The sequence below is a fragment of the Amycolatopsis sp. NPDC041971 genome (assembly GCF_055588925.1).
Map to the genome: position 1 here is coordinate 464,339 of NZ_JBVJCE010000003.1, position 22,099 is coordinate 486,437.

The window sequence follows — 22,099 nt, forward strand, 5'->3', positions numbered from 1 at the left end:
GGAGAAACTACCAGCGAGTAACCTCCGGAGGCCGGTTGTGGCGCGGGAAATCTCGAGTGTGGGAGTCATCGGTCTCGGCACCATGGGTGCCGGGATCGCCGAGGTGCTCGCGCGGAGCGGCGTGTCCGTCGTCGCGGTGGAGATCGACGACGACGGCGTGAGCCGGGGCCGTGGTCATCTGGAACATTCGACCGAACGGGCGGTGTCCGGTGGCAAACTCGACGCCGGCGGACGCGACGCGCTGCTCGGCCGGATCCGGTACACCACGTCGCTGACCGAACTGTCCGATGTGGACCTGGTGATCGAGGCGATCCCGGAGAGCCTCGAAGCGAAATTCGACGTGTTCGCGCAGCTGGACAAGATCACCGGCCCGGACACGATCTTCGTCTCGAACACCTCGTCGCTGTCGATCACCGAGATCGGGGTGCACACCGCGCGGCCGGGCAAGGTCGTCGGGATGCACTTCTTCAATCCGGCGCCGATCCTCAAGCTGGTCGAGATCGTCCGCACGGTCGTCACGGAACCCGACGTGATCACCGACGTCGTGGCGTTCGCCGAACGCCTCGGCAAGACCCCGGTGGTGATCGGGGACCGCGCCGGGTTCATCGCGAACGCCCTGCTGTTCGGGTATCTCAACCACGCGGTGCGGATGTACGAGCAGCGCTACGCCACGCGTGAGGATCTCGACGCGGCGATGCGGTTCGGCTGCGGGTATCCCATGGGGCCCTTGGCGTTGCTCGACCTCATCGGGCTGGACACCGCGTACGAGATCCTCGACACGATGTACCACCAGTCCCGCAACCGGTTGCACGCGCCGGCGCCGCTGCTGAAGCAGATGATCACCGCCGGACTGCTCGGCCGGAAGACGGGGCAGGGTTTCTACACCTACGACGAGCCCGATTCGCCGACGGTGACCGACGCGGTTACGAAGTCCACTGTGGACACCGCGTCGTCGCGGGAGGTACGCAAGGTCGGTGTCGTCGGCACCGGGACCATGGCGACCGGCATCGTCGAGGTCTTCGCGAAACGCGGCTACGAGGTCATCCTTCGGGCGCGCAGCGCGGAGAAGGCCGCGGCGTCCGTCGCGCGGGTGAAGAAGTCGCTGGACAAGGCCGTCGTCAAGGGCAAACTGTCCGAAGAGGACGCCGCCGCCGCGCTCGGCCGGATCTCGCCCGCGGTGGACTTCGAGGAACTGGCCGACGTGGACCTCGTCATCGAGGCGGTGGCCGAGGACCTCGCCGTCAAGCAGGCCGTTTTCGCCGCGCTCGACGACGTCGTGAAGCCGGGTGCGGTGCTGGCGACGACCACGTCCTCGTTGCCGGTCATCGAATGCGCGGCCGCCACCTCGCGGCCTTCGGACGTGGTCGGCGTGCACTTCTTCAACCCGGCGCCGGTGATGAAACTCGTCGAGGTCGTCTCGACCATCGCCACCGCGCCCGACGTGATCGCGACCGTCGACGCCGTCTGCGCGGCGGTCGGCAAACACCCCGTGCACTGCGGCGACCGGGCCGGGTTCATCGTCAACGCGCTGCTGTTCCCGTACCTCAACGACGCGGTGAAGATGCTCGAGGCGCACTACGCGGAGGCCGACGACATCGACACCGCGATGAAGGTGGGCTGCGGACTGCCGATGGGCCCGTTCGAACTGCTCGACGTCGTCGGGCTGGACGTTTCGCTGGCGATTCAGCGGACCCTGTTCAACGAGTTCCGTGAAGAGGGCTTCGCGCCCGCGCCGCTGCTGGAGCACCTCGTGACCGCCGGGCGGCTGGGCCGGAAGACCGGAAAGGGGTTCAAGGACTACTCGGCCCGGTAGCTTCGGTGGCATGCCGGTTTCCTCGGGGGTCAGGAAACGGATCAAGGAACTCCTCGATCCGGACGACGAGATCCACTACGTGTTCCCAGCCGACATCGTCGGCAGCTTCACTCCCAGCGTGTTCTTCGCGGTGACCCGCAAGACGATCACGATCCTGACCACCGGCCGGTGGAGCGGGAAGGCGCCGAAACACGTCATCTCGACGACGCTGCGCAACCACCGGATCGGGCCGGTCGAGACGGCGACCACCCCGTGGTTCAAGTTCAACGGCATCGACTACGAGATCGACGACGAATATGTCGCGGTGGTACGCGCGGCCGACGCCGAGATCTTGCGGGCAAAACCTGAAGATCCGCTGCCGGACCTCTAAGCTCGCGTGAGTGCGTCAGCTCACATACGACGGGATGCCCATCCCCGGCCTGAACGACCTGGTCCGGACGGCCATCCGGCTGCACCCCGCTCCCGGAGTGCCCGGTCCGGACGAAAGCCACTTCGGCGGCCCGCTGCTCTGGCCGTCCGACGAGCCGTGGCCGGAGTGCCCGGTGACCTGGCCGCCAGACCCGGACGCGTCCGACGACGCGTGGGCGGCCGGGCATCCGCTCGACGAGCCGGTCCCGGGGATGGTCGGCGCGGCGCAGTTCTTCCGGGACGACTTCCCGGAGCTGCCCTTCCCGGAGGGCACCGACGTCCTGCAGATGCTGTTCTGCCCGATGGAGCACGACAGCCCGTATCACCAGGGGCCCGCGGTGCGGCTGATCTGGCGTGATTCAGGCGAGGTGCGGGACATCGCGGACCCGCCGCCCGGCCCCGAGGACGCCGAAGCCGCCTACCTGCCGGAACCCTGCGTTTTCGAACCGTGCTCGATCGACGAGCTGCCCCGGCTCTGCGACTTCCCGGCGGAGACCCGCACCGCGCTCGGCATCCCCGAGGGCTCGGGCGACGAGCCGGAGGGCTGGCCCGAGCTGGGCCACTATTCGAAGATCGGCGGCTGGACCGCTTGGGACGCGACCGATCGGTACGACCTGGGCTGCCGGGAGTGCGGTGCCGAACTGCGCCAGACGATCGCGCTGGCCACGGAGGAGCACGAGGTCGGCTGCGGATGCGAAGCAGGCGAAGGCGAGCCGGCGGGCTGGTCGTTCAGTCGTCAGGGGGTGTTGAACGTCTTCACCTGCCCCACCGACGTCACGCATCCCTTCAAGGTCCGGATCGATTAGACCGGCGGTAGCAAAGGTCCCCCGCTCCAGTGCTGGAAGACCAGGTTGGTGTGTACCCTGGCGACTTCGTCGCGGGCGGTCAGTTCGTCGAGCACCAGCCGTTGCAGCTCGGTCGCCGAGGCGGTGGCGACATGCGCGAGGAAGTCGTCCGGGCCGGTCAGGTGGTAGACGGCGCGGACCTCGGGCAGCGACAGCAGATGCTCGACGAACGAGTCGACCAGCGCCCGCCGGTGCGGGCGGACCTGGACGAACAGGAGCGCTTCGAGCGGGCGGCCGAGTTTGGCGGCGTCCACCTCCGCCCGCTGGCCGGTGATCACCCCGAGTTCCCGCAGCCGGTTGACGCGGTCGAGACAGGTCGAGGGCGCGATGCCGACTTCGGCGGCCAGATCCTTGTTCGAGATCCGGGCGTCATTCTGGAGAAGCCGCAGAATTCGAAGATCAACCGTGTTCAGTTCGACAGAATCCGACATCGGCGAATGATATCCGAGGATATTGCGATAGGTCCGGAGAAAATCGCACCATCTGGAGTATGACCGCAACGCTGCGCACCCGAGCCGTCCACGCCGGCCGTGACGATCTCACGGACCTCGGCGTCCACGCCGCTCCGCTCGACCTGTCCACGACCTACCCGTCGCGGGACAGCGTCGAGGAGGCGGGCCGCATCGACGAATTCGCCGCTTCGGGCTCGCTGTCCGGGCTCCCGGTCTACGGGCGGCTGAGCAACCCGACCGTCGAACGGTTCGAGAAGGCACTCGCCGAACTCGAAGGCTTCGACGACGCCGTCGCGTTCGCCACCGGCATGGCCGCGGTGTCGGCTTCGCTGCTCGCCGCCGTCGCGCAGGGCAAACGGCATGTCGTCGCCGTCCGGCCGGTCTACGGCTGCACCGACCACATGCTCACGTCCGGTCTGCTCGGCACCGAGGTGACCTGGGCCGATCCGGAAGGCGTCGTGTCGGCGCTGCGGCCCGACACCGGGCTGGTGCTGCTGGAAACACCCGCGAACCCGACCCTGCGCGAGGTCGACATCGCCGAGATCGTCCGCGCCGCGGGCGAGGTCCCGGTGCTGGTCGACAACACGTTCGCGACTCCCGTGCTCCAGCGGCCGGGACGGCACGGCGCCCGGTTCGTCCTGCACAGCGCGACCAAGTTCCTCGGTGGCCACGGCGACGTCATGGGCGGCGTCGTCGCTTGTAGCGCCGAAGACGCGGGGATGTTGCGGCAGATCCGCTTCGCCACCGGAGGCGTCCTGCACCCACTGGCCGGGTACATGCTGCTTCGCGGCCTCTCGACCCTTCCGCTGCGCGTCAACGCCGCGTCCGCGACGGCCGCCGAACTCGTCGAGCGGCTTCGCGGTCACGCGAACGTGAGCGCCGTGCACTACCCGGCCGTCGGCGGTCCGCTGATCGCGTTCGAGGTCGACGGAGATCCGCACGCGCTCATCGGCGCGGTCCGGTTGATCACCCCGGCCGTCAGCCTCGGCAGCGTCGACTCGCTCATCCAGCATCCCGCGTCGATCAGCCACCGGATCGTGGCCGAGGACGACCGGCGCGGCGCGGGGGTCACCGACCGGCTCATCCGCATGTCGGTGGGACTGGAGGACGTCGAGGACCTCTGGCACGACCTGGATCAGGCACTCAAGACGTGCTGAATGCTGCGATCGTCGTCACCGTTATGTCGACAAATCGTCCGGCCTGGCTAACCTGGTCGGGTGAAAGATCTGGTCTCGTCCTGGGTGGAATCTTCGGCTCGTAGCACGCTTTCCCGGCTGCACCAGCAGATCGGTGTCGCCGGGCTCGCCGCGGCGGCGGCCCTGCCCGGGCTGTCGGCCGTCTTCGATCAGCACTCCGCCGCGGTGCGGGACATCCTCGCGGCGGGGGTCGAAGGTTCGGCGGCGGTCGCCGGGGTCGTCCTGCTCGCCGGCTACACGCGAGGGTTGCTCGACGAGGCCAGGATCAAGGGGTGGACGTTTCGTCCTCCGGCCGATCTGTCCGCTTGGACCACCAGTGACTGGATGACCGCGCGGCTGGTCGGCGTGTGTTCGCTGGCCGCCACGATCGACGACCGGCCGACCGGGAGCGGGTAGGGCGGCCGGACGCCCCACCCGCTCCCGGGGAAGGTCAGCGGTACTCCGGCGGAGGGGGCATGTTTCCACCGGGGGGCCGCTGGCCGGGATCCTGGTGCTGGGACACCTGACCCTGGCTGGACGGGAACTGCTGGTGCGGCGTCGGCTGCTGACCCATCCGGTTCTCCTCGGCCGCGTGGTGCCCGGCGGACACCGGCTGGCCGACCGTCGTGCGCTCGGTCGGCACGTCACCCGAACGGCCGGCGTCTTCGCGACCGCGCTGGTAGGCCTCGGCCTGCGCCTTCGCGGCGGGGATCTCCGCCTCGGCCCGGCCGAGCCAGGTCTCCCAGCGCTGCTGCATCGGCTTGATGAGACCACCGCCGACACCGACGACGGCGATGCCGCCGACCGTGGCGAGCACGGTGATCAGCACCGGCAGCGTGACCGCGGTGGCCACGCCGATCTGGTTCAGCGCGGCGATCGCACCGAGACCCCAGATGAACACCGAAGCGATGGTGGCGAGCACCTTGCCGTAGGAAACGCCGGCGAGGGCGTTGGCGACCAGATCCTTGACCGCCTTGGCGATCGCGCCGGCGATCACCACGATGATGATCGCGACGATGGCGCGCGGCAGCCAGGCGACGATGTCGTTGAGCAGCGAGCTCACCGGGTTCGGGCCGAACACGCCGAACGCGAACTGCAGGGCGATCAGCAGGATCGCGTAGTAGACGATCTTGCTGATGATGTCCGACGCGTCGAACTGGCTTCGCGCGAGCATCTGTTTGAAGCCCCCGCGTTCGAGGAGCCGGTTGAACCCGACCTTCTCGAGCACCATGCTCACGGCTTTGGCGAGCGCCTTCGCGATCAGCCAGCCGATGAGCAGGATGACCAGGAACGCGAGTAGTTTCGGGACGAAGGTGGCGACCGAACTCCAGGCGCTCGACACGCCTTGACCGAAGTCGACGGCCGCCAGTGCTGATGTGGCCACTGGACGTTCTCCCTTCCACCTTGGAGCTTCCAGGCTGGTGGGAACGGGTTACCCGCCGTTCGGACGATCACACGGTGAGCCACCCGAACGGGTGGGTCAGCCGCAGCAGCCGCCTCCGCAGCAGCCGCCTCCGCCCGCGGGAACGGGGGCCGGTCCGGAAGCCGAACCGGTCAGCGCGACGGTCGTCAACAGCTTGACGGTGTCCTGGTGACCCTCCGGGCACGGCGCGGGCGCGCCGGACTGGCTCATCGGCCGCAGCAGTTCGAAGGTCCCGGCGCATTCGCGGCAGCGGTAGGCGTAAGTCGGCATGTCCGGCATTATCCCATCTCCTCCCGGCTTCGGGATGGCAAGCTGGCCGGGTGGAACTGCCTGTCGCGGCGCATGTGCCGCATCTCGGCCAAGTCGTCCCGTCCGTGCTGTCCGCCCTCGGCGCCGGCGGGTTCGCCAACTCCTTGAGCCTGGCGGAGACGGCCGGCGCCTGCGTCCTGCTCATCGACGGTCTCGGCTGGGAACTGCTGGCCGAGCACGCCGCCGACGCGCCCGTGCTCACCCAGCTGGCGAAGTCGCCGCTGCGGGTCGGTTTCCCGGCGACGACGGCGGCCGGTCTCGGCGCGATCGGCACGGGGCTGGCCTCGGGGGAGCACGGCCTGGTCGGCTACAGCTTCGAGGTGCCGGGCGCCGGTGTCCTGAACGCGTTGCGCTGGACCAGCCACGTGGACGGCGGCGATCTCCGCGGTGTTCTGCCGCCGCGCGAAGTCCAGCCCCTGCCGACGACGTTCGAACGCGCGGCGGCCGCCGGGATCGCGACCAGTGTGGTGTCTTCGGCGAAGTTCGCCGACACCGCGCTGACCCGCGCGACGCAGTCGGGTGCGCGTTATGTCGGCGTCCACGCGCTCGGCGACCTTGCCGCCCGCATCCTGCACTGCCTCGAAACGCGGCCGGCGTTCTGCTGGGGCTATCACAGCGAACTCGACATGCTGGGCCACGTCTACGGGCCCGGTTCGGCGCCGTGGCGAATGCAGCTGCGCCACGTCGACCGACTGGTCGAGTCCATTGTGGACGGACTGCCGCCCGGTTCGCTCCTCGCGGTCGTGGCCGACCACGGCATGGTGACCGTCGAGGGCGCGCTCGACATCGACGAGACACCCGCGCTGCTCGGCGGCGTCCGGGCGATCGGGGGTGAGGTCCGGGCACGGCACGTCTACAGCGAACCGGGCGCCGAGGCCGACGTGCTGGCGGCCTGGCGCGAGGTGATCGGTGACCGGGCGTGGATCCTCCCGCGCGACGAGGCCGTCGAGGCGGGCTGGTTCGGGCCGGTCTCCGACCGGGTCCGCCCGCGCATCGGCGACGTGGTCGTGGCGTCGAAGGGGCGGTTCGGGCTCGTGCGGGAACTGGCCGAGGCCGTCGAGTCCTCCTTGGTCGGCCAGCACGGCTCGCTGACGCCGGCCGAACAACTCGTCCCGCTGGTCCTCGCGCACGGCTAGCCTCGCATTTCGTCCTCTGAATGCGGTCCTTGCGCGTGCAACTACCGCATTCAGAGGACGAAACGCGTCAGGCGGGCTTCCGGGCCGAGAACTTCACGCTCCGCTTCGGGACGTGATCGACGTCGACGTCGGTGAACCCGGCGCCGGTGAGCCGGGGCCAGAGCGAAACCGGGTCGAGCGCGTTCATCGTGTCGCCGAGGTGGAAGAGCCGGAACGGCACGTTCGCCAGACTGTCGATCGCGCGCAGGACACCGCCGGGGCGGAGCACCCGGAACGCTTCGGCGAAGATCGCGTTCTGCAACGCCGTCGTCGGCACGTGATGCAGCATCGTGAAGCAGACGACCGCCGAGAACTCGCCGTCCTCGAAGGGCATCGCCGCGCCGTCGCCCCGGACGATCCGTACCCGGCCGCCGAATTCCCGCTCGAGCAGTTCCGCCGAGGTCCCGTCGATCTCGATCGCGGTGAGCCGGGGGACGAGCCGGACGAGCGCGCGGGTGGTCGCGCCGAAGCCGGGGCCGATCTCGAGTACGGAGTCGCCGAGGTCGAAACCGGCGACGTTGCCCGGCATCTCGGCGGCGACGGCTTTCGCCCACAGCGCGGAACTGCAGAGCTTGCGGTGTACCAGGTTCATCGGCATGAATCCGAAGCTAGCCGTGACCGGTAGACGATAGGCTGCCAAGTGATGTCGAGAATCGGACTCCTGCCCCCGATGCCGACGGCGATGGTGCTCGGCGAGATGGACCTGCCCGCCGGTACATGGCTTCCGTGGCACGAGCACGACGGTCATCAGCTCGCCTGGGCGGCGCGGGGGATCTTGAGCGTGAACGTCGGCGAGCGGTATTGGGTGCTGCCGCCGACGCGAGCGCTGTGGATCCCGGCCGGTGTCGTGCACCGCACCGGCGCCACCGCGCAGACCGTGTTGCGGGGGATCTACGCCGCTCGAGACCGGTGCCCGGTGCACTGGCTCGAACCGACGCTTATCGCCGTCCGCCCGTTGCTGCGCGAACTGCTGGAGCACCTCGGCGCGGCCGACCTCCGCGACGACGCGCGCCGCCGGGCCGAGGCCGTCGCCTTCGACCTGCTGGACCCGGTGGACGTCGTGCCGATCACCGTGCCGATGCCGTCGGACGGGCGTGCGCTGACCGTCGCGCGGGCGGTGATCGCCGATCCGGCGGATCGCCGCGGCCTCGCGGATTTCGCCCACGACGCGGGTGCGAGCGAGCGCACGCTCGCGCGGCTGTTCCTCACCGAATGCCGGACGACGTTCGGCGCCTGGCGGGTGCAGGCCCGGCTGCGCGCGGCCTTGCCGCTGCTGGCCGAGGGCATGCCGCTGACCGCGGTCTCCCGCCGGATCGGCTACTCCTCGCCGAGCGCGTTCGTCGCCGCCTTCCGCCGGGCGGTGGGTGTGACACCGGGCGCTTACTTCGGCGGCTAGCGCGGCGTGATCCGGTGGCCGTCACGCGTGATTGGACAAACGACACGCTCGCGGCACACTCGGCCGTATACCGTTTCGGCGTGCCACGACGTAACCGGCCCGAACGCGGTAACCGCCCCGACCTCGGCGCGTCCACCGGCTGGGCGCGTTCCGAATCCGCCACCGACGGCGAATGGCTGGTGCGTACCGTGCCCGGCGCGCAGGCCACCAAGGACTACCGCTGCCCCGGTTGCGACCACGAGATCCGGCAGGGCACCCCGCATGTGGTCGCCTGGCCCGCCGACGACATCGGCGGGGTCGCCGACCGCCGCCATTGGCACAAGGCGTGCTGGGGCGCGCGGTCCCGGCGCCGTCCCGGACGCTGGTGACTCAGCGCCGCATGTGCAGTGAGGGCGCTCCTGCGAATTCCTCCTCCGTGTGGATTTTGAAGCCGAGCCGCTCGGCGACCCGGACCGACGGCACGTTGGACACCATGATGTCGGCGATCACCGGGATGTCGGGGATCTCCCGGTCGGCCCATGCGACGACGGCGGCCGCCATCTCCGTCGCATAGCCCTTGCCCCAGGCGAACGGCCAGAAGCGGTACGCGAGGTTCAGCACGCGCTCGCCGTTCCATTCGTGATAGCGGACGCCACCGAAGCCGGCGATCACCTCGGGATCGTCCAAAGCGGACACCGCGAGATAGCCGAACCCGTGCTCGGCCCATTGCTTCATCCAGGCGTCGTACAGCTCCCGCGCACCCTCGACGGTGTGCGGCACGGGGTTGAACCTGTTCGTCTCCGGATCGGCCTGCAGCGCGACGATGTTCTCGCGATCCGCCTCGCGCAGCCGCCGCAACAGCAGCCTCTCCGTCTTGATCTCTGTCAGCACGGATCCGACGGTAGCGCCGGGGTGCGACAGAATTAACGTCATGAAGGATCTCCCGCTGGTACTGCTGCACGCCTTCCCCGTCGACGCCCGCATGTGGGACGCGGTCCGCGCGCCGCTCTCGGAACGTCTGCGGCTGATCACCCCGGACCAGCGCGGCCTCGGTCGCAGCCCGCTGCCGGAGACGGACCGGGAACCGGATCTGGACGATGCCGCCCGCGACGTCGTGGCACTGCTCGACCGGCTCGGACTCGACAAAGTCGTCCTCGGCGGCTGCTCGATGGGCGGCTACCTGACGATGGCGGTGCTGCGTCTCGCACCGGAACGGGTGGGCGGGCTCGTGTTCATCGACACGAAGGCGACGGCCGACACCCCCGAAGCCGCCCAGGCCCGGCACGACGTCGCGGCCCGGGTCGAGGCGGAAGGAGCCGGATGGATGCCCGACGCCGTCACGCCCGGACTGCTCGCCGAAAAGGCAGGCCCGGAGGTGACCGGACGACTTCGCGAACTGATCACGACGCAGCCTCCGGCGGGAATCGCGTGGGCGGCGCGTGCGATGGCGGCCCGGCCCGATTCGCTCGAAACGCTGCGGGCGGTGGAAGTGCCGGCGCTGGTCGTGGTCGGCGAAGAGGACGGCCTGACCCCACTGGAGGCGGCGAACACTCTGATGGAAACGCTGTTGGACGCGACCTTGGTCGTACTTCCGGAGGCGGGACATCTGACGCCGCTGGAGGATCCGGCCGGCGTCGTCGAAGCGATCTTGGGCTGGTACCCCGCGTGAGAAACGCTCGGGGGTAACGCTCGGGGGTAACGCTGGGGGCGAGGTGCTTTCCCCCGCATTTAGTCCTCTGGATGCGTGGGTGGGCGGGAGTGGGTGCACGAATCGGGACGTCGAATGTCGCGATTCCTTCATCGTCGCGAGGTCGTCCCGGCCCTTAGGCGCATCGAGAGGACTAAATGCGCTGGAAGTAGCGCTCCAGAGCGGCCTCGGCCTCCGGGAGCCGCTCCGGGAACCGCCGCGCGATCACGAATCGCCAAGGAACCTCGAACAACCGCCGCAACGCGATGAACGGTTCCAGCGACGAGGGCGTCACGTCCGCCGGGTATTCGTCCAAAGCGGCGGGGCCTGCCTCCGCGTAGAGCACGCCGAGGTCCCAGCCGAGCGGGCCGCGCCAGGTGTCCTCGAAATCGAGCCAGCACGGTCCGGCCGCCGTCGCGATGACGTTGCCCCGATGAGCGTCCCCGTGCAGCGGCCGGACCTCGTCCGCCGGAAGCGCCGCCACGACCCGTTCGAGTTCTTCGGACAACCGCGGCGCCGCGCCGCACCCATGGCGGAACCGTGCTCGTCGAGCAACGTCCGGAGTGCACGGACCGGTCCGAATTCGGGTAGCTCGCCGGGGTAGTCCGCGAGCGCGGCGTGCACCCGGGCCAGTGAGATCGCCACCTCGCGCGGCGACAGCGTGTGCCCCGGTTCGTGCGGCGTGTAGTGCCAGAGAGTGACCGGAAGGCCGTCGGCGAAATGTGGTCCTGCCGGGGGGTTCGTGGTGGGTGAGACGACGAGCACACCACGTTCCGTAAGGTGGCTCGACAGCTCGACGTCGCGCAAGAGCCAGTGCTCTGGGGAGGAGCGCGCGAGGCGCGTCGTGGCGGGCACCCGCGCCACCACCGGACCCAGTCTCACCAGCACGTTCGACTTGAAATGCAGGACCTCGGGGGCATCGGTGGGCAGCCCGTACCGAGCACCGACGGCGACCGCCGCGGCCACTCCCGCACGCGTGTGTTCGTCGGTCACGGCGCGATCTTGCCAGCCGGTGCGCGCGACTGTCGGTAGTGAGGGCTACGATCCCCACTAGCCGCCGGAGTGGGTCCCGAACCCGCCCGGCGACCGGAAATTGACCACCACAAGGTTTGAGTGTTGGAGGCAGGAGTGACGGCCGTAGCCCCCAAGCCGATCGCCACGCGCCCGTATCCCGCGCGGGAGTCGGTAAAGGGTTCGTACCTGCTGCGGTTGTTCCGCACGACGGACCACAAGCAAATCGGCATCATGTACCTGGTCACGTCGTTCGCCTTCTTCATGGTGGGCGGCGCGATGGCGATGCTGATCCGCTCCGAGCTGGCGCGTCCCGGGCAGCAGTTCCTTTCGCAGGAGCAGTACAACCAGCTGTTCACCATGCACGGCACGATCATGCTGCTGCTGTACGCGACGCCGATCCTCTTCGGTTTCGCGAACTTCATCCTGCCGCTGCAGATCGGTTCGCCCGACGTCGCCTTCCCGCGGCTGAACGCGTTCTCGTACTGGCTGTACCTCTTCGGCGGCCTGATCGTGATGTCCGGCTTCCTGACCCCGGGTGGCGCCGCCGACTTCGGCTGGTTCGCCTACACCCCGCTGTCGGACGCCATCCACTCGCCCGGCGTCGGCGCCGACCTGTGGATCTCCGGTCTGGTCGTGTCCGGTCTCGGCACCATCCTCGGTGGCGTCAACATGATCACCACGGTGATCTGCCTGCGCGCGCCGGGTATGACGATGTACCGGATGCCGATCTTCACCTGGAACATCCTGGTCACCAGCATCCTGATCCTGCTGGCGTTCCCGATCCTGACCGCGGCCCTGATGGGCCTGCTGGCGGACCGGCATCTCGGGGCGCATGTGTTCGACCCCGCGAACGGCGGCGTGATCCTCTGGCAGCACCTGTTCTGGTTCTTCGGCCATCCAGAGGTCTATATCGTCGCGCTACCGTTCTTCGGGATCGTGTCGGAGATCTTCCCGGTCTTCAGCCGCAAGCCGATCTTCGGCTACAAGGGCCTGGTCTGGGCGACGCTGGCGATCGCCGCGCTGTCGGTGGCCGTGTGGGCGCACCACATGTACGCGACCGGCGCCGTGCTGCTGCCGTTCTTCTCCTTCATGACCTTCCTGATCGCGGTCCCGACCGGGGTGAAGTTCTTCAACTGGATCGGCACGATGTGGAAGGGCCAGCTGTCCTTCGAGACGCCGATGATCTTCTCGATGGGCTTCATCGTCACGTTCCTCTTCGGCGGACTGACCGGCATCATGCTGGCCGCGCCGGCGATCGACTTCCACGTGTCCGACAGCTATTTCGTCGTCGCGCACTTCCACTACGTGCTCTACGGCACGATCGTGTTCGCCACGTTCGCCGGGATCTACTTCTGGTTCCCGAAGATCACCGGCCGCATGATGGACGAGAAGCTCGGCAAGTGGCACTTCTGGACCACGTTCATCGGCTTCCACGCCACGTTCCTGGTGCAGCACTGGCTGGGTGCCGAAGGCATGCCGCGCCGGTACGCGGACTACCTGCAGTCGGACGGGTTCACCACGCTGAACACGATCTCGACGATCGGCGCGTACATCCTCGGTGCTTCGACGCTGCCGTTCATCTGGAACGTCTTCAAGAGTTACCGGTACGGCGAGATCGTCACGGTGGACGACCCGTGGGGCTACGGCAACTCGCTCGAATGGGCGACGTCCTGCCCGCCGCCGCGGCACAACTTCACCGAGCTGCCGCGGATCCGGTCCGAGCGGCCGGCGTTCGAGCTGCACTACCCGCATATGGTCGAGCGCATCCACAAGGAGGGTGAGATCGGCTTCTTCGGGAAGCAGAAGGTCAACTCCCACCGCGCGCCGTCCCAGGTGCTCACCGAGGCGGCCATGCCGGGTGACCACTCCAAGGACAACTCCAGCGAGAAGTGACCCGATAAGCGGAAATGGCGCGTGCCCTGCCTCACACCGAGGTGCGGTACGCGCCTTTTTCGTGCCCGGCTACGAAAGACTGAGTCCGTGACGCAGACACCAGTTCTCATCACCACCACCGGTCCCGACAAACCGGGTGTGTCCTCGGTGCTGTTCGCCGTGCTGTCGCGCCACGATGTCGACGTGCTCGACGTCGAGCAGGTCGTGATCCGCGGCCAGCTGGTGCTCGGCGTGCTCGCCGGGGTGTACCGCGACCCCGAAGGCCTGCAGGAATACGTCGAGCAGGCGATGGCATCGGTCGGGATGCAGGTCGAGGTGAAGATCGGCTCGGCCATCGGCGCGGACCCGTTCGCCATCGGCAAGAAGGATTCGACGCATGTCCTGCTGATACTCGGCCGCCCGGTCACCGCGCGGGCGTTCTCCGACGTCGCGCGCCGCCTCGCCGCGCTGGACGTCAACATCGACTCGATCCGCAGTGTCGCCGACTATCCGGTCACGGGACTGGAGCTGTACGCCTCGCTCGCCCAGGACACCCCGGCGGCCGACGCCGCGCTGCGCACCGCGCTGGCGGACGCCGCCGTCGAGGCCGGGATCGACATCTCGGTCGAGCGGGCCGGGCTCGCCCGCCGCGCCAAGCGACTGGTCGTCTTCGACGTCGATTCCACGCTCATCCAGGGCGAGGTCATCGAGATGCTCGGCGCGCACGCCGGCGTCGAGCCGCAGGTCCGCGAAATCACCGAAGCCGCGATGCGCGGCGAGCTGAACTTCAGCGAATCGCTGGAGCGCCGCGTGGCGCTGCTGGAAGGGCTCCCGGAGACGGTGCTCGACGAGGTCGCCGCGTCCATCGAGCTCACCCCTGGCGCGCGCACTACCATCCGCACGCTGAAGCGGATGGGTTTCCGCTGCGGGGTCGTTTCGGGCGGGTTCACCAAGATCATCCAGTCCCTCGTGGACGACCTCGGTCTCGATTTCGCCGCCGCGAACGAACTCGAAGTGATCGACGGCAAGCTCACCGGCCGGGTGGTCGGGGAGATCGTCGACCGCGCGGGCAAAGCGGTGGCGCTGCGCCGGTTCGCCGACGAGTACGAGATCTCGCTGGAGCAGTGCGTCGCGGTCGGTGACGGGGCGAATGACATCGACATGCTGTCGGTCGCCGGAATGGGCGTCGCCTTCAACGCGAAGCCCGCGCTGCGCGAGGTCGCCGACACCGCGCTTTCGCATCCGTACCTCGACGCCGTGCTGTTCCTGCTCGGGGTCACCAGGGCCGAGATCGAGGCCGCCGACGCGGCCGACGGGCTCGAGTTTTCCCGGCCATGAGCGTGCTGGAACCGCTGGCCGCGCGCTACGCGTACTGGCTCGGACTCCCCGCGGAAAGCACGGTGCTGATGCGCTCTCAGCGGGAAAGAGCACTTCGAGCGGAAGACACCTCCGACGAGGATCCCGCCGAGGTCCGCGCCATGCCGGTGATCCTGCGGATGGAACGCGCCGAACCGCCGTCGCGGACCGCGTTGCTGGAAGCCGCCGCGGCGGCCGCGATCGCGGTTTGTCTCGACGAACGTGCCGAGCCCGAGGGCGAATGGCATGAGCCGCTCAAGGCGTGGGTCGACGGCCGGATCCGCAAGGTCGCCCGGCGTGCGCGCGGCGCCCATTGGCACGCTGTTCAGGAGCTGCCCGGCATCACCATCGAGGTGGCCGGGGCCGAGGCGCGGGCGTTGCTGCCCGGCCGCGTCGTCGACACCCCGAAAGAGGTCTCGCGGTTGCAGATCTCCGGGAGTGAACTCCCCGCCGACGAGCCCGAGCCCGCGCCGGGCGGTCTCCCTCGGTTGCTGCTGAACCCCGAGGTCTCGATGACCGTCGGCAAGGGCGCCGCCCAGGTCGGGCACGCGACGATGATCCTGGCCTCGCTGCTGGACGAAGCCGAACGGGCGGCCTGGGCAGAGACCGGGTTCCGGTGCTCGGTGCGGACTCCGCCGGTCGCGACCTGGAAGGCACTGTGCCCGGTCGAGGATCCGGAGGGCTCGTGGCGCCGCGACGGCGTCGTCGCGGTCCGGGACGCCGGGTTCACCGAAGTCGATCCCGGAACAGTCACGGTCCTAGCCCGAAGGGCCTAGCCTCTTATACTCCCCATATGGGTGACCGGCTGATCGCCGGGCGCTATCGCTTGGGGGAGCGGATCGGCGCCGGGGGCATGGGTGTGGTCTGGCGTGCCACCGATCTGGACCTCGGCCGGGTCGTCGCCCTCAAGCGTTCGCAGGCCGGGGACAGCGGCCAGATCCGGCGCGAGGCGCGGATCGGCGCGGGTCTGCACCATCCGAACGTCGTCACCGTCTTCGACGCCGTGATCGACGGTGACGACCGCTGGCTCGTCATGGAGTACCTGCCTTCGCGCAACCTCGCCGACGTCATCGACACCGACGGGCCGCTGTCACCCGGCAAGGTGGCGAAGATCGGCGTCCAGCTCGCCGCCGCGCTCGCGGCGATGCACGAGAAGGGCATGGTCCACCGCGACCTCAAACCGGGCAACGTCCTGGTGGCCGACGACGGCACCGCCAAACTCACCGACCTCGGCATCGCGCAGTGGGCGGAGGTGACCCGAACCGGTGGCGGCCTCGACGTCGGCACTCCCGGCTACGTCGCGCCCGAGATGGCCGAAGGGCGTCAGGCGGGCGCCGCGGCGGACGTGTTCTCGCTCGGCGCGACACTTTTCGCCGCCGTCGAGGGCACGTCGGTGTGGGGCGACGCGAGCGTGGGACCGTTCGTCCAGCTCCGGCGGGCGACGTCGTACTCCGTGGAGCCGATCCGCCGGGCGGGATCGCTGGCGCCGGTGCTGACCGAACTGCTGCGACGCAAACCCGCCGGTCGGCCGGACGCCGTCCGCGCGGCCGAGTTGCTGTCCGGAATCGCGGATGTCGCCGTTCCCGCGCGGTCGCGGCGGTTCCGGATGCCCGGGCGGGCCGTCGCGATCGGCGCCGTCGCGGTGGTGCTGGTGCTGGTCGGAGGTCTGCTCTACGCCACCAGGGAACCAGCGTCGATGGCGGCCACACCATCCGCCGATTCCCTCGGCGATCGACGGACGGCGGATCCGTGCGCGCTCGTGGAGCCGGCCGTGCTGAAGCACCTCGGAACCCCCGAACCGGACACCGCCGGCGGCAATTTCAACTCGTGCGGCGTCCTCCTGCGCCTGAGCGCGGACGAGGAGGACATCGTCGACATCCGGCTCGAACTGACGTCGTCGTCGTCACCCCTGCTGGACAAGCCGATGCCAGGGCACCTGATCGTGCGCGAGTTACCGAGCGGCTCCGAAGACAAGTGCGCACGGGGTGTCCCGCTGCCGGACGGCAACCAGGTGTGGGTGCACGCCCGGCACATCCGGAACTGGCACGCGCACCTGTGCGATTACGTCGATCCGGTGGCCGCGCACGCGGCGGACGTGCTGAACCGGGAGACGGTCAAGCGGCGTCCCGCTCCGTTTCCCGCCGGTTCGCTCGGGAGCCTCGACGCCTGCGCCCTGGGCGGGAACCTGCCGCGGGCGATCGTCGGCGGCCCGGCCGGGCCGGACCCGGTCTTCGGCAACTGGGAGTGCTACTGGAATTATCGCGAGACGGAGGTGACGATCCGGTTCGAACGGGAGCGGGTGCCGTTCGAAGACGAGGGCAGGCGCGTCGCTCTCGGATCGCGGGAGGCCTTCGTCGAGATCTCGACGGAGTGGAAGGCTTGCCCAGGCCGAGATCCCGCACCGGACCTTCACCGGCGACGGCCGTGCCATGATCGAGACGGTGGAGATCTACGTCGCGGACAAGGTCAAGAAGCCGCAGGAGATGTGCCCGGCCGCGGAACGGCTCGCCGGCGAGATCGCCCCTAGGCTGCCGCCACTCTGAACGGGTGGCGGCCGACAGACCCTGAAAGGGAAACCGTGTCTTTGGAAGTCCAGCGCGACGGCGAGCACCGCTTCATCGGCCGCAACGAACGCGGCGCCGAGGTCGTGATCGGTCGCAAGGGCGCCGAGGGCGCCTTCTCACCCGCCGAACTGCTTCAGATCGCGGCGGCGGGCTGCTCGGCCGTGACCGCCGAGAACCTCATCACGCGCCGGATCGGGGAGGACTCGAAATTCCGGGTCGGCGTGACCGCGGACAGGCGCGAAGGCGCTTCGGAGCTCGACGCGGTCCATGTGGCTTTCGACGTCGACGTGTCTTCTCTGCCTGCTTTGGAGCGCGAGGCGCTCGCGGCGGCGGTGGACCGGGCCATCGAGCGGCTGTGCACGGTGAGCCGGACGTTGAAGAAGGGCGTCCCGGTCACGGAAAGCTTCCCGGTCGAGTAGGTCCTCCGGATGCTATGAACGGTCCGTTACTTGCAAAATTTGCAAGTAACGGACCGTTCATAGCGCTTGGGCTCAGTGTTTGGCGGCGTGGCCTTCGGCGCTCCAGACCACGTACGCCTCGTCGGCGTCGGTGGTCATGGCCTCGATGAACTTCTCGTTGTCGAAGCCGGGCAGCGTCTGGAGCCGCTCGATCAAGGCGTCGGCGGCCGGGTCGCCACTGGGGATCGCGGTGCCCTTCCCGTCGGCGCCCGCGAGCATGAAGAAGACGTCTTCTTTCCACGGGCCTTCAGGGATCACTCTGACCACCACCGCGGACAGCTCGGACCACGTGACGGCTTCCTCGCTTCCGTCCGCGAGCTGGCGCCGCACTCCGGTGTCATCGACGCTGACGGTCCGGGATTGTGCGTTGGGCGACTCGTGGGACAACCGGCTCTCCCTGTCTTCGGCGTTCCATTAACGGTACTCGGCCGTGTTCCAGACCACTCAGGCCGGGGCGGCGGCGTCGAGGCGGCGCAGCGCGTCGCGGGCGACCTTCGGATCCATGGTCGGCCAGAACGGCGGCAGCGACGCACGCAGGAATCCGCCGTAGCGGGCGGTGGCCAGCCGCGAGTCCAGGATCGCCACGACGCCGCGATCGGTGACCGAACGGTGCAGCCGTCCGGTGCCCTGGGCGAGCAGCAGCGCGGCGTGCGTGGCCGCGACGGTGAGGAAACCGTTGCCGCCCCTGGCTTCCACGGCCCGCTGCCGCGCCGACGAGACCGGATCGTCCGGGCGGGGGAACGGGATCCTGTCGACCACCACGAGCTGGAGTGACGGACCGGGCACGTCGACGCCCTGCCACAGCGACAGCGTGCCGAACAGGCAGGTGCGCGCGTCTTCGGAGAACTTCTGCACCAGCAGACCGGTGGAATCGTCGCCCTGGCAGAGGATCGGCAGGTCGAGCCGCTCCCGCATCTCCTCGGTGGCCTGCTTCGCCGCGCGCATCGAGGAGAACAGGCCGAGCGTGCGGCCGCCCGCGGCCTCGATCAGCTCGGCCAGCTCGTCCATGGTCGAGGGCTGCAACCCGTCCCGTCCCGGCGGCGGCAGATGCTTGGCCAGATAAAGGATGCCGTTGCGTTTGTGGTCGAACGGGGAGCCGACGTCGAGGCCTGTCCACTTCGGGCCTTCGGCGTCGTCGCTGTCGGCGGGAGCGGCCTTGTCCGTCGCCGCGCCAGGCGCCTTCTCGACCCTCGCGCCGCCGGGCGGGAGACCCCACTGCCGGGCCATGGTGTCGAACGTGCCGCCCAGGGTCAGCGTCGCCGACGTGAGGACGGTCGTGTGCTGGTTGAAGACACGCTCGCGCAACAGACCGGCGACACCCAGCGGGGCGACCTTCAGCGCGGGCGGACGCGGGTTCGTGGAGAAGCGGTCCCCGGTGAGCCACACGACGTCGCGCTGATGCGCCTTGTCGTCGTCGAAGGCCTCGAGCAGCCGGACCGCGGTGTCGTGGACCTCTTCGAGCAGCGACCGCGCCAGTTTGCGGGCCGTGGCCTCGTCGACGTCCTCCTTCCGGTCCTTGCCGAGCGCGGTGAGGCAGCGGTGCGCGGCGTCGCGCACCGCGGGGATCGCGCCGGTGAGGGATTGCGGCAGCGAGTCCATGCGGCCAGACGGCAGGTCGTCGAGGATCAGGGCCAGCCCGTCGCTCGCCTCCAGCAACTGGTCGGCCACTTCGTCGTCGACCAGTTTCCCGCAGCGCCGGGCGGCGGCGGAGACCATGCCGCTGGTCAGCTCGCCGGTCGCCACGGAGGTCACGCGGTCCACGAGGTCGTGCGCCTCGTCGATGATCACCAGGTCGTGTTCGGGGAGCACCTGGTAGCCCTGCAGCGCGTCGATCGCCAGCAGCGCGTGGTTGGTGACCACGACATCGGCCTTGCCCGCCTCGGCGCGGGACCGTTCCGCGAAGCAGTCCGTGCCGATGGGACAGCGCGAGGCACCCAAGCATTCCTTCGCGGTGACGGACACCTGGCGCCACGCCTGATCGGAGACGCCGGGGACCAGCTCGTCACGGTCACCGGTTTCGGTGTCGGACGACCATTCCCGCAGCCGCGTGACCTCCTTGCCGAGCCGGGACACGGCGAACGGATCGAACAGCTGCTGGTCTTCGGGCTCGTCCGGGGCGCCGGAATCGAGCCGGTGAAGGCAGAGATAGTTACGGCGGCCCTTGAGGATCGCGAAGGTGGGCTCGCGGCCGAGGGGCTTCTTCAGCGCCTTCGCCAGCCGGGGGAGGTCTCGGTCGACCAGCTGGCGCTGCAGGGCGATGGTGGCCGTGGAGACCACGACCGTGGCCTCCTTATCGACCGCGTGCCGGATCGCGGGAACGAGGTAGGCCAACGACTTCCCGGTACCCGTGCCCGCCTGGACGGCCAGGTGCTCACCGGTGCGGATGGCGCGGCCGACGGCGTCCGCCATCTTCACCTGGCCCTCGCGCTCGGCACCGCCCACGGACTCGACCGCGTGGGTCAGGAGTTCGAGGACACCGGGGAAGTCAGCACGGGAAGGCACGGGACAAGACGATAGCCGGGGGCACCGTCAAGATCGCCCGCCCCGTGCAAGGAACGGTCCGTTCCTCGCAAATTTTGCAAGGAACGGACCGTTCATGGCAGCTCGTGGGGCCGCGAAAGGGCCGGTCACGCCTCCTGGCGGAAGCGGGAAACCAGCGCCCAGGTGCCCGGCAGCAGAGCCGCCGCGACGGCGATCTTCAGCGCGTCACCGATGAGGAACGGCACGACCCCGTACTGGAGCGCGGTCGACAGGCCGTAGCCGCCCGAGACCATCAGCCACGGCACACCGACCGAGTAGATGGCGAGGTTGCCCAGCACCATCGTCCCCGCCATACGCAGCGGCGTGCGGTCGCCGCCGCGGCCGGCGAGCGCACCCACCAGCGCGCCGGCGAGCACGAAGCCGACGATGTAGCCGGCGCTGGGGCCGAACAGGCCCGAAGAACCGTCCCGGAACCAGCCGAAACCGGCCGCGCCGACGGCGAGGTACAGCGCCATCGACAACGCGCCGCGTTTCCAGCCGAGCGCGGCACCGACCAGCAGGGCGGCGAACGTCTGGCCGGTCATCGGCACCGGCGAGCCGGGCACCGGGAGCATGATCTGCGCGGCCGCGCCGGTCAGGGCGGCACCACCGGCGACCAGGACCGCGTCGCGGACGAGGGCGCCGGGAACGAGGTCGGCGAGGACCGGACGGGGGACGGCCACGGACAGCGAAGACACTCAGACCTCCTATGAGTACACGAATGTGAACCGAGGTTAACGCCAGACGACGGGCCGCGGTCCGAATGTCGGGCACCTCACGATCCACTCGACCGGGTGGCATGACCCTGCACGGGACAGGCAGTTGGTGAAGGCTGCCGGACATGAAAAAACCCGTTTCGAGGCTGTTGTCGGTGACGATGCTGACCGGGGCGCTGGCGACGGGAGGACCGGCGAGCGCGTCAGCCGAGCCCGCGCCCGCGACGGCGTCCGCGTCGGTCGGTTCGCTCGACGTGGAGATCGGCGACGAGCACGTCGTCACCGGCGAGCTCGCGCCGTGCGACGTCGACGGCCCCTTGATCGCGAAGACCCAGGGCAGTATCACCGGCGACTTCGCCCGGTTCGGCGGCGGCGACTCGAACTGTGGCCGGACCGGCGCGGTGGCCGTCGCCGAGGCGTCCGGGCGGCGGTTCGAAACCACCCTGCTCAACCGTTTCGGCGGCCCGGTGATCGGCGTCCGCACGTTCAAGGCGAAGTGCAGCACCACCAAGGACGGCAGCCTGGGCTACATCGAATTCGGCGACGTCACCGGCTTCACGCTGCCGGAGAACATCCCGCAGAACCACCGGCTGACCATCCCCGGCGGGAAAGACGGGACGGCACTGGCGTCGCTGACGGTCAACGAGACCGTCACGCCGACGCCGCCCGACGGAAGCCTCGTGACGCACATGCTGCACATCAAGCTGTTCCCGCAGGGCGGCGGACCGGCGAAGGGCGACATCTACCTCGGGACCGCCCGCTGCGACCCGTACGGCAAGAAGAAACCCTGACCCTCTTCCGCGTTTCGTCCTCTGGATGCGGTCCTTGCGTGTGCAAGGACCGCATCCAGAGGACGAAAACACAAGGGGAGGAAGGGCTCCAAACATCAGCAAACCCCTCCCGGCCCCCACCACCAAACCCCCCCCCACCCTCGCCC

General features: G+C 69.2%; 24 protein-coding genes. 15 read left to right on the forward strand and 9 right to left on the reverse strand.

The genetic code is table 11. The features are described 5' to 3' along the window. Positions 1-37 precede the first annotated feature (37 nt). Genes ACZ6DT_RS10430 through ACZ6DT_RS10440 form a run of 3 tightly spaced genes read left to right on the forward strand, consistent with a single transcriptional unit; the run spans position 38 to position 3,027 of the window. Positions 38-1,813, forward strand: coding sequence for a 3-hydroxyacyl-CoA dehydrogenase family protein (locus ACZ6DT_RS10430; RefSeq protein ID WP_465591668.1), 1,776 nt, complete (start codon positions 38-40; stop codon positions 1,811-1,813). Between the two features lie 10 nt (positions 1,814-1,823). Beyond that, positions 1,824-2,183, forward strand: a complete 360-nt coding sequence (locus ACZ6DT_RS10435; RefSeq protein WP_465591671.1) for a hypothetical protein — start codon at positions 1,824-1,826, stop codon at positions 2,181-2,183. A 10-nt stretch (positions 2,184-2,193) separates the two neighbouring features. Continuing rightward, positions 2,194-3,027 (forward strand): YwqG family protein, encoded by an 834-nt coding sequence (locus tag ACZ6DT_RS10440; protein ID WP_465591673.1) that lies wholly within the window; start codon positions 2,194-2,196, stop codon positions 3,025-3,027. On the opposite strand, the gene ACZ6DT_RS10445 is transcribed toward ACZ6DT_RS10440, so the two are convergent. Next, complete coding sequence (locus tag ACZ6DT_RS10445; protein WP_465591676.1) at positions 3,024-3,497, reverse strand: Lrp/AsnC family transcriptional regulator; 474 nt, start codon at positions 3,495-3,497, stop codon at positions 3,024-3,026. The genes ACZ6DT_RS10440 and ACZ6DT_RS10445 overlap by 4 nt on opposite strands. A 59-nt stretch (positions 3,498-3,556) precedes the next feature. On the opposite strand from ACZ6DT_RS10445, the gene ACZ6DT_RS10450 reads away from it, so the two are divergent. Continuing rightward, a complete protein-coding gene (locus ACZ6DT_RS10450) occupies positions 3,557-4,675 on the forward strand; it encodes a trans-sulfuration enzyme family protein (RefSeq protein ID WP_465591679.1) in 1,119 nt (372 codons plus the stop codon). Positions 4,676-4,735: 60 nt separating this feature from the next. Then, complete coding sequence (locus tag ACZ6DT_RS10455) at positions 4,736-5,110, forward strand: DUF6401 family natural product biosynthesis protein (RefSeq protein ID WP_465591682.1); 375 nt, start codon at positions 4,736-4,738, stop codon at positions 5,108-5,110. 34 nt (positions 5,111-5,144) lie between these two features. Here ACZ6DT_RS10455 and ACZ6DT_RS10460 read toward each other — a convergent pair whose 3' ends face one another. Then, positions 5,145-6,077 (reverse strand): mechanosensitive ion channel family protein, encoded by a 933-nt coding sequence (locus ACZ6DT_RS10460; protein ID WP_465591685.1) that lies wholly within the window; start codon positions 6,075-6,077, stop codon positions 5,145-5,147. 96 nt (positions 6,078-6,173) lie between these two features. Continuing rightward, on the reverse strand, positions 6,174-6,386 hold the full coding sequence (locus ACZ6DT_RS10465) for an FmdB family zinc ribbon protein (protein WP_465591687.1): 213 nt from the start codon (positions 6,384-6,386) through the stop codon (positions 6,174-6,176). A 50-nt stretch (positions 6,387-6,436) separates the two neighbouring features. On the opposite strand from ACZ6DT_RS10465, the gene ACZ6DT_RS10470 reads away from it, so the two are divergent. Then, positions 6,437-7,561 carry an alkaline phosphatase family protein gene (locus ACZ6DT_RS10470; protein WP_465591689.1) on the forward strand — a complete coding sequence of 375 codons (1,125 nt, stop codon included), beginning with the start codon at positions 6,437-6,439 and terminating at the stop codon, positions 7,559-7,561. A gap of 67 nt (positions 7,562-7,628) precedes the next feature. Here ACZ6DT_RS10470 and ACZ6DT_RS10475 read toward each other — a convergent pair whose 3' ends face one another. Further along, a complete protein-coding gene (locus ACZ6DT_RS10475) occupies positions 7,629-8,192 on the reverse strand; it encodes a class I SAM-dependent methyltransferase (protein WP_465591870.1) in 564 nt (187 codons plus the stop codon). A gap of 51 nt (positions 8,193-8,243) precedes the next feature. Between ACZ6DT_RS10475 and ACZ6DT_RS10480 the strand changes: the two genes are divergently transcribed. Then, a complete protein-coding gene (locus tag ACZ6DT_RS10480; RefSeq protein ID WP_465591692.1) occupies positions 8,244-8,996 on the forward strand; it encodes an AraC family transcriptional regulator in 753 nt (250 codons plus the stop codon). Positions 8,997-9,076: 80 nt separating this feature from the next. After that, entirely contained in the window at positions 9,077-9,364 is a 288-nt protein-coding gene (locus ACZ6DT_RS10485) for a hypothetical protein (protein WP_465591695.1), read from the forward strand. 1 nt (position 9,365) lies between these two features. Here ACZ6DT_RS10485 and ACZ6DT_RS10490 read toward each other — a convergent pair whose 3' ends face one another. Beyond that, positions 9,366-9,866, reverse strand: a complete 501-nt coding sequence (locus tag ACZ6DT_RS10490; protein WP_465591698.1) for a GNAT family N-acetyltransferase — start codon at positions 9,864-9,866, stop codon at positions 9,366-9,368. A 40-nt stretch (positions 9,867-9,906) separates the two neighbouring features. Between ACZ6DT_RS10490 and ACZ6DT_RS10495 the strand changes: the two genes are divergently transcribed. Then, positions 9,907-10,644, forward strand: a complete 738-nt coding sequence (locus ACZ6DT_RS10495) for an alpha/beta fold hydrolase (RefSeq protein WP_465591701.1) — start codon at positions 9,907-9,909, stop codon at positions 10,642-10,644. 172 nt (positions 10,645-10,816) lie between these two features. On the opposite strand, the gene ACZ6DT_RS10500 is transcribed toward ACZ6DT_RS10495, so the two are convergent. After that, positions 10,817-11,713: a phosphotransferase gene (locus tag ACZ6DT_RS10500; RefSeq protein WP_465591704.1), complete on the reverse strand. Its 897-nt coding sequence runs from the start codon at positions 11,711-11,713 to the stop codon at positions 10,817-10,819. Positions 11,714-11,790: 77 nt separating this feature from the next. Here ACZ6DT_RS10500 and ctaD point away from each other — a divergent pair, with 77 nt between their 5' ends. The 5 genes from ctaD (at position 11,791) to ACZ6DT_RS10525 (ending at position 17,887) form a co-directional block, all read left to right on the forward strand. Further along, the gene (gene ctaD / locus ACZ6DT_RS10505) at positions 11,791-13,569 is read left to right on the forward strand and encodes an aa3-type cytochrome oxidase subunit I (protein WP_410650610.1); all 1,779 of its coding nucleotides are present in this window, start codon (positions 11,791-11,793) and stop codon (positions 13,567-13,569) included. An 87-nt stretch (positions 13,570-13,656) separates the two neighbouring features. After that, positions 13,657-14,886, forward strand: coding sequence for a phosphoserine phosphatase SerB (gene serB / locus ACZ6DT_RS10510; protein ID WP_465591708.1), 1,230 nt, complete (start codon positions 13,657-13,659; stop codon positions 14,884-14,886). Then, positions 14,883-15,680 (forward strand): peptidyl-tRNA hydrolase, encoded by a 798-nt coding sequence (locus tag ACZ6DT_RS10515; protein ID WP_465591711.1) that lies wholly within the window; start codon positions 14,883-14,885, stop codon positions 15,678-15,680. The genes serB and ACZ6DT_RS10515 overlap by 4 nt, the downstream gene beginning before the upstream one ends. 17 nt (positions 15,681-15,697) lie before the next feature. Then, positions 15,698-17,431 (forward strand): serine/threonine-protein kinase, encoded by a 1,734-nt coding sequence (locus ACZ6DT_RS10520; protein WP_465591714.1) that lies wholly within the window; start codon positions 15,698-15,700, stop codon positions 17,429-17,431. A 51-nt stretch (positions 17,432-17,482) separates the two neighbouring features. Beyond that, a complete protein-coding gene (locus ACZ6DT_RS10525; RefSeq protein ID WP_465591717.1) occupies positions 17,483-17,887 on the forward strand; it encodes an OsmC family protein in 405 nt (134 codons plus the stop codon). Positions 17,888-17,959: 72 nt separating this feature from the next. On the opposite strand, the gene ACZ6DT_RS10530 is transcribed toward ACZ6DT_RS10525, so the two are convergent. The 3 genes from ACZ6DT_RS10530 to ACZ6DT_RS10540 form a co-directional block, all read right to left on the reverse strand. Beyond that, positions 17,960-18,313 carry a hypothetical protein gene (locus ACZ6DT_RS10530; RefSeq protein WP_007028272.1) on the reverse strand — a complete coding sequence of 118 codons (354 nt, stop codon included), beginning with the start codon at positions 18,311-18,313 and terminating at the stop codon, positions 17,960-17,962. 57 nt (positions 18,314-18,370) lie between these two features. Beyond that, positions 18,371-20,428 carry an ATP-dependent DNA helicase gene (locus tag ACZ6DT_RS10535; protein ID WP_465591720.1) on the reverse strand — a complete coding sequence of 686 codons (2,058 nt, stop codon included), beginning with the start codon at positions 20,426-20,428 and terminating at the stop codon, positions 18,371-18,373. Between the two features lie 125 nt (positions 20,429-20,553). Then, positions 20,554-21,144: a biotin transporter BioY gene (locus ACZ6DT_RS10540; protein ID WP_465591722.1), complete on the reverse strand. Its 591-nt coding sequence runs from the start codon at positions 21,142-21,144 to the stop codon at positions 20,554-20,556. 143 nt (positions 21,145-21,287) lie between these two features. Here ACZ6DT_RS10540 and ACZ6DT_RS10545 point away from each other — a divergent pair, with 143 nt between their 5' ends. After that, on the forward strand, positions 21,288-21,953 hold the full coding sequence (locus ACZ6DT_RS10545; protein WP_465591725.1) for a choice-of-anchor P family protein: 666 nt from the start codon (positions 21,288-21,290) through the stop codon (positions 21,951-21,953). Positions 21,954-22,099 lie beyond the last annotated feature (146 nt).